Annotated in this window: 14 protein-coding genes; 7 read left to right on the top strand and 7 right to left on the bottom strand. The window is 39.8% G+C overall.

Going from position 1 to position 14,447, the window contains the following annotated elements:
• Window positions 1–71: 71 nt before the first annotated feature.
• Window positions 72–1,346, bottom strand: a complete 1,275-nt coding sequence (locus GYX91_RS07605; protein ID WP_174830490.1) for an MFS transporter — start codon at window positions 1,344–1,346, stop codon at window positions 72–74.
• Window positions 1,347–1,489: 143 nt separating this feature from the next.
• Here GYX91_RS07605 and GYX91_RS07600 point away from each other — a divergent pair, with 143 nt between their 5' ends.
• Window positions 1,490–2,371, top strand: a complete 882-nt coding sequence (locus GYX91_RS07600; protein ID WP_174830488.1) for a LysR family transcriptional regulator — start codon at window positions 1,490–1,492, stop codon at window positions 2,369–2,371.
• A 50-nt stretch (window positions 2,372–2,421) separates the two neighbouring features.
• Here the strand turns inward: GYX91_RS07600 and GYX91_RS07595 are convergent, their stop codons facing one another.
• From GYX91_RS07595 to GYX91_RS07570, 6 genes are all read right to left on the bottom strand, one after another.
• Window positions 2,422–3,954 carry a class I adenylate-forming enzyme family protein gene (locus GYX91_RS07595; protein ID WP_174830486.1) on the bottom strand — a complete coding sequence of 511 codons (1,533 nt, stop codon included), beginning with the start codon at window positions 3,952–3,954 and terminating at the stop codon, window positions 2,422–2,424.
• Window positions 3,951–4,778, bottom strand: a complete 828-nt coding sequence (locus tag GYX91_RS07590) for an SDR family NAD(P)-dependent oxidoreductase (RefSeq protein ID WP_202983734.1) — start codon at window positions 4,776–4,778, stop codon at window positions 3,951–3,953. The genes GYX91_RS07595 and GYX91_RS07590 overlap by 4 nt, the downstream gene beginning before the upstream one ends.
• A 309-nt stretch (window positions 4,779–5,087) precedes the next feature.
• Window positions 5,088–5,549, bottom strand: coding sequence for a hypothetical protein (locus tag GYX91_RS07585; protein WP_174830484.1), 462 nt, complete (start codon window positions 5,547–5,549; stop codon window positions 5,088–5,090).
• Between the two features lie 711 nt (window positions 5,550–6,260).
• A complete protein-coding gene (locus tag GYX91_RS07580) occupies window positions 6,261–6,938 on the bottom strand; it encodes an EcsC family protein (RefSeq protein ID WP_084562097.1) in 678 nt (225 codons plus the stop codon).
• A 69-nt stretch (window positions 6,939–7,007) separates the two neighbouring features.
• The gene (gene rnhA / locus GYX91_RS07575) at window positions 7,008–7,445 is read right to left on the bottom strand and encodes a ribonuclease HI (RefSeq protein ID WP_025331141.1); all 438 of its coding nucleotides are present in this window, start codon (window positions 7,443–7,445) and stop codon (window positions 7,008–7,010) included.
• Between the two features lie 31 nt (window positions 7,446–7,476).
• On the bottom strand, window positions 7,477–8,883 hold the full coding sequence (locus tag GYX91_RS07570) for an FAD-binding oxidoreductase (RefSeq protein ID WP_174830482.1): 1,407 nt from the start codon (window positions 8,881–8,883) through the stop codon (window positions 7,477–7,479).
• A gap of 129 nt (window positions 8,884–9,012) precedes the next feature.
• Between GYX91_RS07570 and GYX91_RS07565 the strand changes: the two genes are divergently transcribed.
• The 6 genes from GYX91_RS07565 to purF all read left to right on the top strand — a co-directional run bounded on the left by GYX91_RS07565 (window position 9,013) and on the right by purF (window position 14,366).
• A complete protein-coding gene (locus GYX91_RS07565) occupies window positions 9,013–9,372 on the top strand; it encodes a hypothetical protein (protein ID WP_078475149.1) in 360 nt (119 codons plus the stop codon).
• 6 nt (window positions 9,373–9,378) lie between these two features.
• The gene (locus GYX91_RS07560) at window positions 9,379–9,864 is read left to right on the top strand and encodes a protein YgfX (RefSeq protein WP_174830480.1); all 486 of its coding nucleotides are present in this window, start codon (window positions 9,379–9,381) and stop codon (window positions 9,862–9,864) included.
• Between the two features lie 4 nt (window positions 9,865–9,868).
• Window positions 9,869–11,173: a bifunctional tetrahydrofolate synthase/dihydrofolate synthase gene (folC, locus tag GYX91_RS07555; protein ID WP_174830478.1), complete on the top strand. Its 1,305-nt coding sequence runs from the start codon at window positions 9,869–9,871 to the stop codon at window positions 11,171–11,173.
• Window positions 11,174–11,216: 43 nt separating this feature from the next.
• Complete coding sequence (locus GYX91_RS07550) at window positions 11,217–12,233, top strand: SPOR domain-containing protein (RefSeq protein WP_174830476.1); 1,017 nt, start codon at window positions 11,217–11,219, stop codon at window positions 12,231–12,233.
• A 14-nt stretch (window positions 12,234–12,247) separates the two neighbouring features.
• On the top strand, window positions 12,248–12,745 hold the full coding sequence (locus GYX91_RS07545; protein ID WP_084565387.1) for a CvpA family protein: 498 nt from the start codon (window positions 12,248–12,250) through the stop codon (window positions 12,743–12,745).
• 85 nt (window positions 12,746–12,830) lie between these two features.
• Window positions 12,831–14,366, top strand: a complete 1,536-nt coding sequence (gene purF, locus GYX91_RS07540; protein WP_174830474.1) for an amidophosphoribosyltransferase — start codon at window positions 12,831–12,833, stop codon at window positions 14,364–14,366.
• Window positions 14,367–14,447: the final 81 nt, after the last annotated feature.

Here is a 14,447-nt window from a genome sequence, read left to right as displayed (position 1 = left end):
ACCAACCAAAAATTCAGTCTGTTTTATGCAGAGTAAAGCAGGTTGGTACATTCCTACCTATGAATAAAAAATTATTTTTCAGATGATGAATTCTCAAATAAGAAATAGCTTATTGCGCAAATAACAGCCATGACTGCCCAAACGCCAACCCAGGAGAATTGATGTAATAGCCATGGAATTATGGCTGGAGTTGCAAACAGAATGAAATATACTACTGTATTAGCCATGGCTAATACGGTTGCAACACTCTTTTGTCCGGCAACGGTAGCCAGTTCGGTATATCCGATTCCATGCCAGGAAGAAATTGATATACCAGATATAAGAATAATGAAACTAACAAAGTAGGCAAAATGATGTATATTGAATTTATATGAAAAATAAGTAAATACGGTAAGGGCTGCGAATAAGATGAATGACAGGGCTGTAACCGCTTTCAGAAAAAATTTTCTATTTCCCTTTTTATCTGTATAAAAGCCACTACCGATACGTGTTGGTATTGAACTGATTTGTATGAAAAATAGTAGGATACTGATATATCCAATACTTAATCCGGCAAAATCGTGCAAGAAAAGCATTGAAAATGTCATCAATGCAAACTGTGGCGCACATAGAATACCCACAGCTAATACAATGCGCCACACTCTCAATGATTTCATTGGCTGAGTTGATTTATTTTTTAGTGATTGTGTTATATCCGGTGTTTTGCGTTCACTCTCACTATCCGGATCAATAATCCATAGATAGCTGAATAATGCAGCCAGAATACAAATAAATGCCGATATAAATAGTGTGGTCGAGAATCCATAATGAATTGATATATAAGGGTAGAATAATGCTCCTAATGCATAACCAAGTGGTACAGCTGCCTGCCTTACACTCATTGCTAAGCCGCGTTGCTGTGGTTTAAACCATTGTATGATCGCTTTGCCACTGGAACCATTTACACTGCTCCCAAAAAGACCGACGACTAGTAAACCGGCACATAAAATGATACTTATTGAAGTGTGTGATGATATTTTTGCAAAATAAGCCAAGGTGAAAAGAGCTATGGCAGTTGTGGACAATCCTGTAATTAATATCGGCCGATCTCCGAAGCGATCAGTGGCAATTCCCCAGGGTAATTCACTTACAGCAATTCCAAAACCTACAATACCCATTAAAAGCCCTAATACAGATGTTTGGATATGGTAATCATTACGTAGAATAATGGAGGCTGCAGGTACGCCGCCGATAACAAAGGTAAAGCATGTATTAGCGAATGCACCTGTAAATAAAACTTTCCATTTATGGTTATCAGAAAAAAAATTTTTATTTTTATCCGGCAATTTGTTTGAGTTTAAAGACATTGATGAACTCCTGTTGTTTTTCCAGAAAATAATAGCTAAAATTTTTTATATCTGTAAAACAGGATTTTTTGATTTATTTATAACGGAAAATCCGATATATTAAAGAAATCTAATGACACTAATTGATGAAGACTGATTACACTATGGAAAAACTTGATTTAGAAATTCTTCACACATTTGTTGTCATTGTAGAAATGGGCAGCTACACAAAAGCTTCGAATATTTTATTTAAATCTCAATCGGCTATCAGTGAACAAATCCAAAAGCTTGAGGTATTTTGCGATGCACAACTGCTACATCGTGGCAGATACGGCGCGAAACCGACAGCTATCGGTGAAAAAATGTATAAGCATGCAAAAAAGATATTATCTTTAAATGATAATATCATAGCTGATATTAGAAACCATGATTCGGTATATGAGCTGACACTTTCAATTACAGATTATTTTATGCCTGCTACGATAGCATCTGTATTAAGAGGGCTACGTGACCAATGTCAGAATATTCAATTTAATGTCTCAATTCAGAGCAGTTCAAAAATGCTTCTTGAACATACTCTGGAACAATATGATATCGCTTTATTTATTCATTTAAACGGACAGCGATTACCCGATAATGATAATTTTATGGTTGTAGGGCATGAACCGCTCTGCTGGGCTGGCTCGAAAGATCTTAGTATAACCGGATCTGCTCCGCTGCCAATTATAACTTTGCCAAAAGGCTGCTTATTACAAAAATTAGCTATAGATAAATTAGAAAATAATAAAATATCTTATAATTTATCTCATTATGCTTCCAGTGTTATTGGTATGCAGTCTGCTATTGAGGCTCAATTAGGCATAGGCTGCCTGAACAGATCGTCAATGTCTAAGAAATTTATCGATTACACCGATATCCTGAAACTTCCGGCATTACCAGATATTGATTATATTATGTATTATAAATCGGAGAAAAATCCTTTTATAAATACGATAAAAGGATTAGTTGAGCGGGTAACAAGCAATGATAATGCTTTTGAAAAATAAAAATTTTAAAAAATATTATTATGTTTATCAGTACTGGTGTTTTCGCTAACTCAGATCTTAGATAATTCATAATATCGATTGATAAGTTGTTTTCTGTCAACTTTGCCAATATGAGTCATGGGCAATTCGTCAATGATATATATTTTTTTGGGCATCTGGTAACGTGCAATTTGTGGTTTTAACCAGTCTATTAAAGTATCTTCGGTTTGTTCAGTATGCGCTGCTAATACCACAAATGCCACTAATCTCTGTCCGAATTCCTCATCATTAACACTAATAACGGCTAAATCGTTAATGTCAGGATGGTTAACTAAGCATTGTTCGAGTTCGAATGGGTAAACATTTTCACCGCCTGAAACTATCATGTCATCAGCCCGACCATTTAGATAATAATTATTTGTACTGTCTTTTTGAACTATATCACCAGTAGCTATCCAGTTTTTGCCCTGAGTGGACCATGCACACTTGATATAGAGTTCACCTTTTATCGCATCCTCTTTGCCATTGTTCATTAATTTGGCTGATAATCCTTTAACAGGCTTACCTAGAGTTGATGGGTGAGTGATCAAATCATCCGGCGTTGCAATCAGGCATATTCCAGCTTCCGATGTGCCATATAAGTTAAATAACACTTTACCAAGTTGATTAATTGTTCGTTGAACCAGCGTGACAGCAATTGGTGCGCCGCCGGTGATGATGCATCTTAAACTACGTAACTGCGTTACAGAATAATTCATCATTCGACTGAGCATTAAGGGAACGAGGGTGATAACTTCAATGTTATGTTTGTTAATAAGTTGACAAACTTTGGCGGCATCAAAGCGTTTATTGATAAATATAGTGGCACCTAATAGTACCGACATACACAATGTCGCAATACCAAAACCATGGTAAATCGGTGTTGCTATATAGATTCTGTTATATTTGCTCAGGTTTAATTTCATCAACAATTGATAAAAAGGACTGATAAAATTTTGTGCTTTACTATTGCGTCCTGCCATTTTAAAACGTCCTGTTGTACCACTGGTTAACACAGTAAGTTTATTAAAATGGGTAACTTTAAGATTGCCGGAATAGGGTGGCATCTTATCCTTTAAGAGCGAGTAAATGGAAATTTGCTCCGGATGATCTGTTGGTAATGATTTGACATCAATTAAGATAGGAATTTGAGGATCATGTATGATCCAATCAAATTTTACTGCATCTTGTATATTTTGTAATTGCTTGGCTGATAGTTCTGTATTGAGTAAGTAAATATCTGCACCTAGCCGGGCAATAGCAAAGAGAGTTTGAATCATAATAGTATGATTACTTGCCATTATGGCTATTTTTTGATGCGGTTTTATGTCACAATGCGCCGCTAATTTTTTGGCTAAATGCTGTGACTGCGTATAAAGTGTACGATAATTTATGTAATTATCATTTTCATTAATGGCGATTTGGTCTGGGCTCAGCTTCTGACGTACATAGAGCAATGCCATTAAATTCATTCCAACCGAACGAAAACTCATTAATAAATAAAAAATTCCTTTAAAAGTCAAAAGTTTAATGGTGTATAGCGCTTTGATTGTTTTTATCATCATTTTCTCTTAATGTAATAACAATTTAATTTAAACCAGATGCCATTAAACAGGACGCTGGCCAATTGCACTATCATCGCCCACCATGGTTTATATTGGCGTTTTTGTGTTTGTAATAAATAACTTATAATTGTAGCAGCTTGCTTTGGCTGTAATGCAGGTAAGTTCTGATAAGCTTTGGTCGGCTCGATCATCCTTGTTTTTACTAAAGGTAAATATGCTGTCGATACTTTGATTTGCCGGTTTTGTAATTCAGGCATTGCTGAACGCAGCCATTGATCGAATGCCGTTTTTGAGGCTTGATATGCTGACCAATTCACCGCTGGAGCAAACAACACATTGACAGCCGAAACGTTAATGATATGTCCTTTACTTTGCTGTAATTTGGGGATAAGTGCAAGGCATAATTGTACCGGAGTCAGGTAGTTTAATTTTATTGTTCGTTCAAAATCATGCTGGCGGTCTAACGATTGCATGACCGGGCGACAAATCGATTTACCGGCATTATTAATAAATATGTCAACAGGTAAATTTTGTATATATTTTATGAATCCATCAATTTGTTCCTGATCACGCAAATCAGCTGCATAAATGTCAATTTTAGCTTTGCTCATAGTAAGCCGTTGCTTTAATTCGCGCAGTTTATCAACTGTGCGCGCAACCAATATTAAGTTGCAATCAATATCGGCTAAAAGATAACAAAGCGACTCTCCAATGCCATAACTGGCGCCTGTTATAATGATAGTTTTATGTTTTAACCGCTGCGTTAAACGGCGGATATTAGGTTTATGTACATAAAACAGCAAAAAGTTAAGCAGTTTAATCAAAGCAACGGATTTCAATTGTAAATAATATGAACAGCAGCATGAAGGTAGCAATTAATAAATCAATAGGTTATTTATTTTTGTTACGTCATCATTTTAATTTCATATGTTAAGTAATTAGTCTGGTTAAATCCTGTCCTTAGCATGGATCAATAAAGCAGGCAATCATCATGACGGAATAAATAGCGGGAATGTAAATCATCCTGGAATATCATATATTCCAAAAAGATAAACAAACCTTGCCAAAGATAGGATAAAAAATTAATGCTACAAGTTTAATTGAAAACTTTATAGATTTAGTAAATGAAAAAGTTATATGCCTATAATATAGAATGAACCATACTTTTGTATAGTTACATCAATCCAGGCTATAAAATCGATAATCATCTGAGAAAGCAAAGGCTTGGATTTAGAAAACTTGTGAGCCGTTTCTTTTAAATAATCGTCTTCCAGCATACAGACAAAACGAAAATCAAATAAATCATTTTTAAGTTCTTTTAAATTCTGGGCTTGATCAACCCTGGTCTTAAGCCTTAATAGTGCCGGTTTTATAAGTAGCCATTGTTCTGTATTAACTTCGGTGATTCCCCAATGCCCATATTCACCGTATTTAGGAACATACTCGTATATAATGCCCTCAATAAAGCTGAACGCACCTTCTGTCAGGTATTTAGATGTAGTACTGTAGACGGCTTTTTTATTAGGGGGTATGGCAAATTCAAAAATAAGTCCGCCTATGTTCTTATAATATGATTGTAAATTAAAATTAATCATGCACACACCATTATATTTCTCAAATGAGATTAAAACTGTATTAAATACAGGTACACTGAATATATTTTTAATTCAATTAATATATTGTTTTAAATGGAAATTTGATTTATTATTAAAAAATTCAACTAGATACTGAGTTATGTTTTAGGTGAAAAATTAGGTATTTTATACCTATATTTATAGCTTAATTATAAATAATCATTGCAAGCGTGTTATTGAGTTTTCAATAATATTGGAATATTTTAGCATGAAATAAAAAAACGGTTTAATTAAATTAATCTGTTTTTTCCATAAAATTTCTTTGAGCCCACATCTGCCGGCTTAGGCTGAGTTTTAAATTCCTGTAAGCCAATACCAAAACTTATCAAACAGTATGCGCTTCTAGGCATGATAGCATTATTATGGTAGCTGAGAAGTGGGTAGGTGATAATAATTTATAAAGAAATTAAAGCTTTATTCAGCTAGTTCTACGCCACGGTTAGCCAGTTCATCAGCTTTTCTTTAGTATGCAGCTTTTATTACAGGTCTGATGATGAACTGATTGTTTGATTATCAAATTATCGGAAGATAAACCTGCTGCTCCTGATATGGTTGAAATAAATGGCAAAATGTAATGTTACCTTAAACATTTAAATACAAAAAAATCCAAATAATTATTATTTGGATTTTTTGTTAATGGAAATAATTTTAACAAATAAGAAAATTGAAAAACTATTTAGTTTCTACTAAAGTGGATTTTTTCTCTAAAAACAAATCTCTGGCAGTATTTCCAATAATATTTGTTGTAATGCCATCAAATGTTGCGCCTACTAATCCCCCTACAATAGGAACAGCTTTTGTCAAATTTAATATTCCTGTACTTCCTGCTTTAGTAATGAGTCTAAATCCGACAGCTTTATTTATATAAATAATAATATCTCGGGTTATGTATTTTTGTATCAACCCCGCAGTATATTTTTCCGCAATTTTTATGCCAGCTTGTTTTAGAATTTCTGCGGAATTATTTCCTGTGAGACATAAAATACAAAGTGTTTTTATTTTATCGTCGCCTAATTCTTTTCCGCTTATACTGGCTATAGCTGCAATCATCCTTAATTGAATATATATACTTGTAACTAAATTAGCTGGTATTGAAACAGGCAGTGTTATTAAACCACCTAAATTTGTAATAAATCCTCCTGTTGCCGCCTTAGTATTTTGCCATCTAATAAGACTATTAATAGCTTCTAGTTTATCATAGTTGTTTGAATGTAAGTATTCTTCAGCTAAATCCTCTGCACTTCCTATACCAACAACTCCATTAACTGCCTGAGTATATGCCCACGTAAGTATTTCTGGCATATTTTTTTGTAAATCCTCATCCTTATTATTACTGTTAAAAATATCCATAAAAATCTCCCTTATTGAAGTAGAAAATTTATTTTAAAATAATATTGTTTAAATTTACAAATAAAAAAATTATTTAAAAAAAATTTGTACACCTTTATTAGCCAGTTCATCCGCTTTTTCATTTCCCGGATGTCCGGCATGGCCTTTAACCCAGTGCCAGTGCACCTGATGCTTACTTACTTCGCTGTCCAGTGCCTGCCATAGTTCAGCATTTTTTACTGGTTGTTTTGAGGCAGTTTTCCAGCCGCGTGCTTTCCAGTTATGAATCCATTCCTGCATGCCGTTTTTAACATATTGTGAATCTGTGTAGATGTTAACAATACACGGGCGTTTTAATGCTGCAAGTCCTTGAATTACAGCTGTGAGCTCCATGCGGTTATTGGTGGTATTAGCCTCACCGCCGAAAAGCTCTTTACTGTGGCTGCCGGATTGTAAAAATGCTCCCCAGCCACCTACGCCAGGATTGCCTTTGCAGGCACCGTCGGTATACAGAGTAACTTCACTCATATTCATAGTTGATTTAAAAATGCTTACTATATCATGTATGCACAGGTAAAACTTTTCCGGGATTCAGGATACCTTCAGGGTCGAGGTTATGCTTTTGTGCCTGCATCCATTTGATTTCTGCGTTACTGCGAACACGTGGCAGCCACTGATTTTTTAACTGACCAATGCCATGTTCGGCGGCTATACTGCCATGGTAGTTTAATACCTGTTCATATACGACTTTATTGATGTTTTCTTCATATTGATAAACATCATTATTCATTATATCAGCAATAAAAACGTTGTAATGCAGACTGCCATCACCGAGATGGCCGAATAAAATGGTCCTGGTTTGCGGAAAGGTTTTAATCAGTTGTTGCTGGCAGTTTTCGACAAAGTCAGCAACATGTTCAATCGGAACGACAATATCATGCTTAATACTGGCTCCGAGACTGCGTTGTGCAGCAGATATGTTTTCACGCAAACCCCATAAATGCTGACGTTCTGTTTCAGACTGAGCAATAACTGTATTAAGCCAGTTGCCCTGTTCCAGTACGCTGATTAAGGGATCGGTTAAATTTTGTGCCGGCAGGCTATCGCTCAGTTCTACCAGAATATGCCAGCTCGCATGAGTTGGTTCGCGTAACTGACTATAGCTGGCTGACAAACTCAGAGCCGCCTGACTGATCAGTTCAAAGCTGGACAGGCGCTCGGCAAAGTAATTTTTCAGTGCGGCTAACAGACTGGTGGCAGAGTGAATATTGTCTACGCCAATCCATGCTGTTAATACACTTTGCGGCGGAGCAAACAGTTTTAGTGTGGCTGCGGTAATAATCGCCAGTGTGCCTTCACTGCCAATGATTTGCTGACGCATTTCATAGCCACTGGTGTTTTTATGCAGTGGATACAGGTGACTGACCAGTTCACCATCGGACAGGACATATTCCAGACCCAGTACCAGATCACGCATTGTGCCATAACGCACTACATTCAGACCGCCGGCATTACAGGCAATATTTCCGCCTATCTGACAGGAGCCTTCACTGGCCAGACTCAGGGGAAAATAGCGATTGGCAGTTTGAGCGATTTTCTGTACTTCAGCCAGTATCATGCCGGCTTCTACGGTAATGGTGTTGTCAGCCAGATTGAGTTTGCGCATGCGGTTAAGTTTACTTAACGACAGGATAATTCCTTTACCGGCAATAGAAGCATGCGGTGTAGCACCGCCGCACAAGCCGGTATTTCCGCCTTGCGGAGTAACAGGAATATGTTGCTGATGGCAATAGCGCATAATCTCCTGTACAGCGCTGACAGTATGCGGTTGTAATACTGCAAAAGCCTGTCCATGATAACGGCCGCGCTGGTCGGTACAAAATGGTTCGATAAGCTGATTGTCAGTGAGGATTTCATCAGGCGTAAGGATTTGCTGAAACCGGGCTAGATGAATGGTGTGAGGCATGGCAGTTAACCCTGTAGACACAATAAGCTGATTGTACGGTAATTAAAAATTGCGGGGCGGTAAATATACGCTATCGCTGAAGGTTTACAGTACAATATGGTTATTCAGTAATATTAGTAAGGATAGGGCATGTATTTTGTTGATCGCAGTGCTGTTGTGCTGAAACCTGCTCAGGCTTTTCTCGACTGGCTGAAAAGTACCAGTGATGATTTGCCTGAGTTAACTTTGTCACAGCTCCAGAGTAATTGTACTACATTGCTGGTACCGGAATTTGAAACTCCGGAACAGGTCATTGGTTATATTGGTGAACGCTTTAATCTGATTTTTGAGGCAGAGCTGTCTGCATGGGAGGTTGAGCGTAAGCTGTGGCCGGTATTGGATATTGATCAGTTCTGGAATTTTTTTACAGTAGAAGTACATGATATGGTACTGGATCTGGTAGATACAGATATACATATATCTCCAGTATATGGTGAAGAACAGGTTTAGTATCTGATGATGGCGTGTGTTGTGCGGCTGAAGCCATCCCGATGTGCTTTATATCTGGCGGTGATTATGCATGTACTGACACTAGTGGCTATTGTGTTCTACAGTACAGGCTGGTTGTGTCTGGTATGGCTGCTGGCATGGTTATTATCTGCATTATGGGCAGGTTATGGCTTGCAGCAAAGCAGAGTCAGAAAAATTGAAATCAGTCCACAGGGGCAGGCTTCACTGCTATTTACACAGGGCAAAGCTGCTGAACCGGCTAAACTGTGTTGCAGTGGTATTGTTATCAGAGCAAATATGATGGCTTTACACTGGCAAACTTCGCGCGGCTGCGTATACCAGCTTTTGCTACCGGATATGACCGATGCGCAGGCATGGCGAAGATTACAAGTATGGGTACGCTGGTGTCAGCCAAACAATACACAATCTGGTTTGAGGCAATCAATCTTGAATAAGGTAATCCGCAGACTCGGGCTGAAGGATAAGAATTAAAATAATGGCAGAAAAATTTCATGCAACTGGTTTGTCTTCATGGCTGCAACATCTGGAAAATGGTGTGGCCGGCGGCGAAATTGAAATGGGGCTGGCCAGGGTAGGCGCTGTTCGTGACCGGATGGGTTTAAAGCCGGTATGTCCGCTGATTGTTGTTGGCGGAACCAATGGTAAGGGTTCGGTATGTGCCTATCTGACACAGATTTATCATGAAGCTGGTTATCGGGTTGGTACCTTAACCAGCCCGCATTTGTTACGTTTTAATGAACGTATTGCGATTAATGGTGAAGCTGTTGCTGATGATTTGATTGTCAGTGCGTTTGAGCATATAGAGACAGCACGGGCTGAGATACCGTTAACCTATTTTGAGTTTAATACGCTGGCTGCCGTAGATGTTTTTATACGCCAGCAGGTAGACGTAATGATACTGGAAGTAGGGCTGGGCGGGCGGCTGGATGCTGTCAATATATTTGATGCCGATGTGGCAGTGATTACCAGTGTTGATTTGGATCATGAGGCATTTCTTGGTGATACAGTAGAAAAAGTGGCATTTGAAAAAGCAGGCATTATGCGTGCTGGAAAGCCTGTAATTTGTGCTCAGATTCCTGTACCGCACAGTCTGTCATCGCATGCAGCTGAGGTAGGAGCAGATTTACTTCTGCTTGGCCGAGATTTTGATTGCCATAAAATGGAAATGCAGCAGTGGTCGTATCGTTTTCATCCACAAGAAAGTAGTTTGTATACAGGTGAGCATGCCCGTCATGCTTTACCGATACCTGTATTGCGCGGTAATTTTCAGCTTAGTAATGCAGCTTGTGCTTTAACTGTGCTGGAATGTTTGTCTGAACGTTTGCCTCTGGATATTGGCGCAATTAAGCGCGGCTTGTTGCGCGTACGCCATCCGGGAAGATTTCAGGTGTTGCCCGGACGACCGGTTACGGTACTGGATGTGGGGCATAACCCTCATGCAGCACGAGCATTGCGCAGCAGTCTGATTGCTTTACCCTATGCAGAAAAACGCATGGCTGTATTCAGTATGCTGGCTGATAAAGATATTGATGTAGTTCTGGAAATTATTAAAGACCAGTTTGACTGCTGGCTGATAGCTCCGCTTGCTTTGCCGCGCGGCATGACTGAACAGGCTTTACAACAAAAATTTATTCAGCATAATATTACTGCTGTGACAGCTTATCCTGATGTTAAGGAAGCTTATCAAGCTGCTTTATCAGAGGCAGGTGAGAATGATAGAATTGTTGTATTTGGTTCGTTTCACACGGTAGCAGAAATAATAGATTTATCATCTCGGTAAATTCTGAAAATAGAAACAATAAGGACAGAGGAGTTAGTGATTAATGAATGCGCAGGAAAATTATGAACAGCTGAAACGGCGCAACAGGCGCCGTTTAGTAGGTGCATTAATTATGGTGGTCATTGCTGCTATATTGCTGGTTATTATGCTGAGCCGTCGCACTCCTCAGCCTGTACCGGCACCGCAGCTTGATGTCAGAACTGCTTCATCAGCAAATGCAGCGTCAGGTACCACAGCTTTGGCTTCTCAGGTTAATGTTACCGCTCAGGTACAATCGGCTTCAGCGATCGTACTGGAACCGGTACACGGAACAACTGCATCTGCGGGTAGTACTCCTATTAACTCAAATCACGCGTCAGGAAGAACTGAACATCAACCTGTATCCAGACCTGCTGTGCATACAGATATTCCGGCTAAACCAAGTGACATACCGGTAAAAACTCCCGGTCCTGTGCAGACAGGCACTCAGCAGAATAATACAGATTCAGTCCATACCAGACCATCTTTACAGTCATCAAGAACTCCGGCTGAAAATAAGGTGATAAATAAAGAGGCTGCTGAAAGTAAAAAAATTGAAAAAAATACGCCGGTTCCAGTGAGCACTGCAACTGGGAGCCATTCTAAAACAGATGCTGTAGTAGCCAAACCAGCTAATAAAACACCGACATCTGTAAAACCAGCAGTGCCAGCAAAACCGGCAAATAATCCAACAGGCGGTAAACTGACACCGCAGCAGATATTGGAAAATAAAGCTGCCGGTACAATGTCTAAAAATTCTGCTTCTGGTCAGAATCGGAGCAGTGCTACTAGTAGCAGTAACAAACCGCCTGTGGAGCGCACAGTCATTCAGATTGGCGCTTATACCACTGAAGCACAGGCAAGTCTGGTACAGCAAAGGCTGGCGGCTGTTGGTGTGACCACGAGTATAAGCAGCCGGCAGACTAGTAAAGGCACACTGTATCGGGTACGCAGCCAGGTTTATAATAATCGCAGTCAGGCTTTGCAAAATTTGGATAAAGTGCATGCTGCAGGTCTGGACGGACTGGTAATTGGTTTATAGGAAGTTGGTATTGCATGACCCTTTTTGATGTGCTGGCTCTCGGCCTGATATTGTTAACAACTCTGGTTGCAATGATGCGCGGACTGGTAGGCGAAATAGCTTCACTGTTGTGCTGGGTAGTCGCATTTGTCGGAGCCAGACTGCTGGCAGCTCCTGTGGCTGATATGGCTTTTACCACCATGCAGCCACGGGCACTGGCTGTTTCATTGTCATTTATAGTGGTATTCGGTGTGTTATGGATTATTCAGCGTCTGATGCGTACACTGATAACTTCGGCATTGAAATCGATCGGGCTTGGCGGAGTTAACCGTATGCTGGGTGCCTGTTTTGGTGCGATTAAAGGAATTATTATTGTTACTTTGGTGGTGCTGATATGTTCTTTTACTGATTTGCCGAAATCCCCTGTGTGGCGGGATTCATTTTCAGCAGGCATGTTTGAAAGGCTGGCGATGGTGGCGGTGCCTTATCTGCCGTCTTTTCTTGCTGATAAGCTGAATTCACCATCGGTATAACAGCATGAACATAAGTAACCAAATACAACGCGCGTTTTTAATAACAAAAAACGCGCGTATTTATTTGTCTTGAATGGAGAAAGTAATGTGTGGTGTATTGGGTATTGTGGCACATGAACCAGTAAATCAGCTTTTGTATGATGGTTTACAGATGCTGCAACATCGTGGACAGGATGCTGCCGGAATTGTTACCGCTGAGGGTACTATGTTTCACATGCATAAAGGTCGCGGTATGGTACGTGATGTATTCCGTACCCGTAATATGCGTGAACTGATAGGTAATATTGGCATTGCTCATGTCCGTTACCCGACAGCCGGAAATGCCAATTGCAGTGCTGAAGCGCAACCCTTTTATGTAAATTCCCCTTTCGGAATTGTGCTGGCACATAATGGTAATCTGACCAATACCGGGGAGTTATTTAAAAATGTCTGTTTTACTGAATTACGCCATGTAAATACCCGCTCTGATTCTGAAGTGCTACTTAATGTACTGGCACGAGAGCTGGAAAATCAGGTTGGTAATCGTACTGCGCTGGCTTTATCGGATATTTTTGCTGCTGTGGCCGCACTGCATAAACGGGTACATGGTGCGTATGGTGTGGTGGCATTGATTGCCGGCTATGGTTTACTGGCTTTTCGGGATCCGCTCGGTATCCGGCCTCTATGTCTGGGTAAAAGGGAAGAGAACGGTCATACAGATTATGTCGTTGCTTCTGAATCAGTAGTGTTTCCAAGTCTGGATTATGAGCTCGTACGGGATGTGGCACCCGGTGAAGCTATATTTATCAGTAATGAAGGTCAGCTATTTTCACAGCAGTGCGCACAGGAACCACATCTGATGCCCTGTCTGTTTGAATATGTATACTTTGCCCGTCCAGACTCAGTCATTGATGGAGTATCGGTATATCAGGCTCGCCTGAATATGGGCGTAACACTGGCAGAAAAGGTAAAACGGACGCTGGATTTAGCAGACATTGATGTAATTATGCCTGTACCCGACACCAGCCGTCCCAGTGCTATGGAACTGGCTCTGCATCTGAATAAGCCTTACCGGGAAGGATTATTTAAAAATCGTTATATCGGTCGGACATTTATTATGCCCGGACAGTCTGTACGTAAAAAATCTGTGCGGCAAAAGCTTAATCCGATGAATTATGAGTTTAGCGGTAAAAAAGTTCTACTGGTAGATGATTCTATTGTACGCGGGACAACCAGCCGGGAAATTGTGGATATGGTGCGTGAGGCAGGAGCGATAAAAGTTTACTTTGCTTCCGCCGCGCCAGCTGTATTGTTTCCGAATGTTTATGGTATCGATATGCCAACCCGGGAAGAATTGATTTCATACCGGCGTAATGCAGAGCAGGTGGCTGCAGAAATTGGTGCCGACGGCGTTGTATTTCAGGATCTGGCTGATTTGAAAGATGTCGTTTTAAAGCTGAATCCGCAAATTGAAGGGTTTGACAGTTCCTGCTTTGACGGCCGTTATATTACGGGTGATGTTGATGAAGCTTATCTGCAACATCTTTCTGAGAATAAAAATGCATTAGCCACTTCTTTTGTGGTTCCCAGTCTGATTGAACACAGTGTCAGTGTGCAGGAAGATGAGGATGAAGAGGAATAAACTTATATTTTAAATTCTGAGGCTGACCGGACAAATAACAGAATTGCTGAATGTTCGATTTTTCAGCGGATTTAATCAGTA

This window comes from Snodgrassella sp. ESL0304, assembly GCF_013344995.1.
GTDB classification, from domain to species: Bacteria; Pseudomonadota; Gammaproteobacteria; order Burkholderiales; family Neisseriaceae; genus Snodgrassella; species Snodgrassella alvi.
Note: the sequence above shows the minus strand (reverse complement) of the source record. Positions and strands in the feature narration are given on the sequence as shown.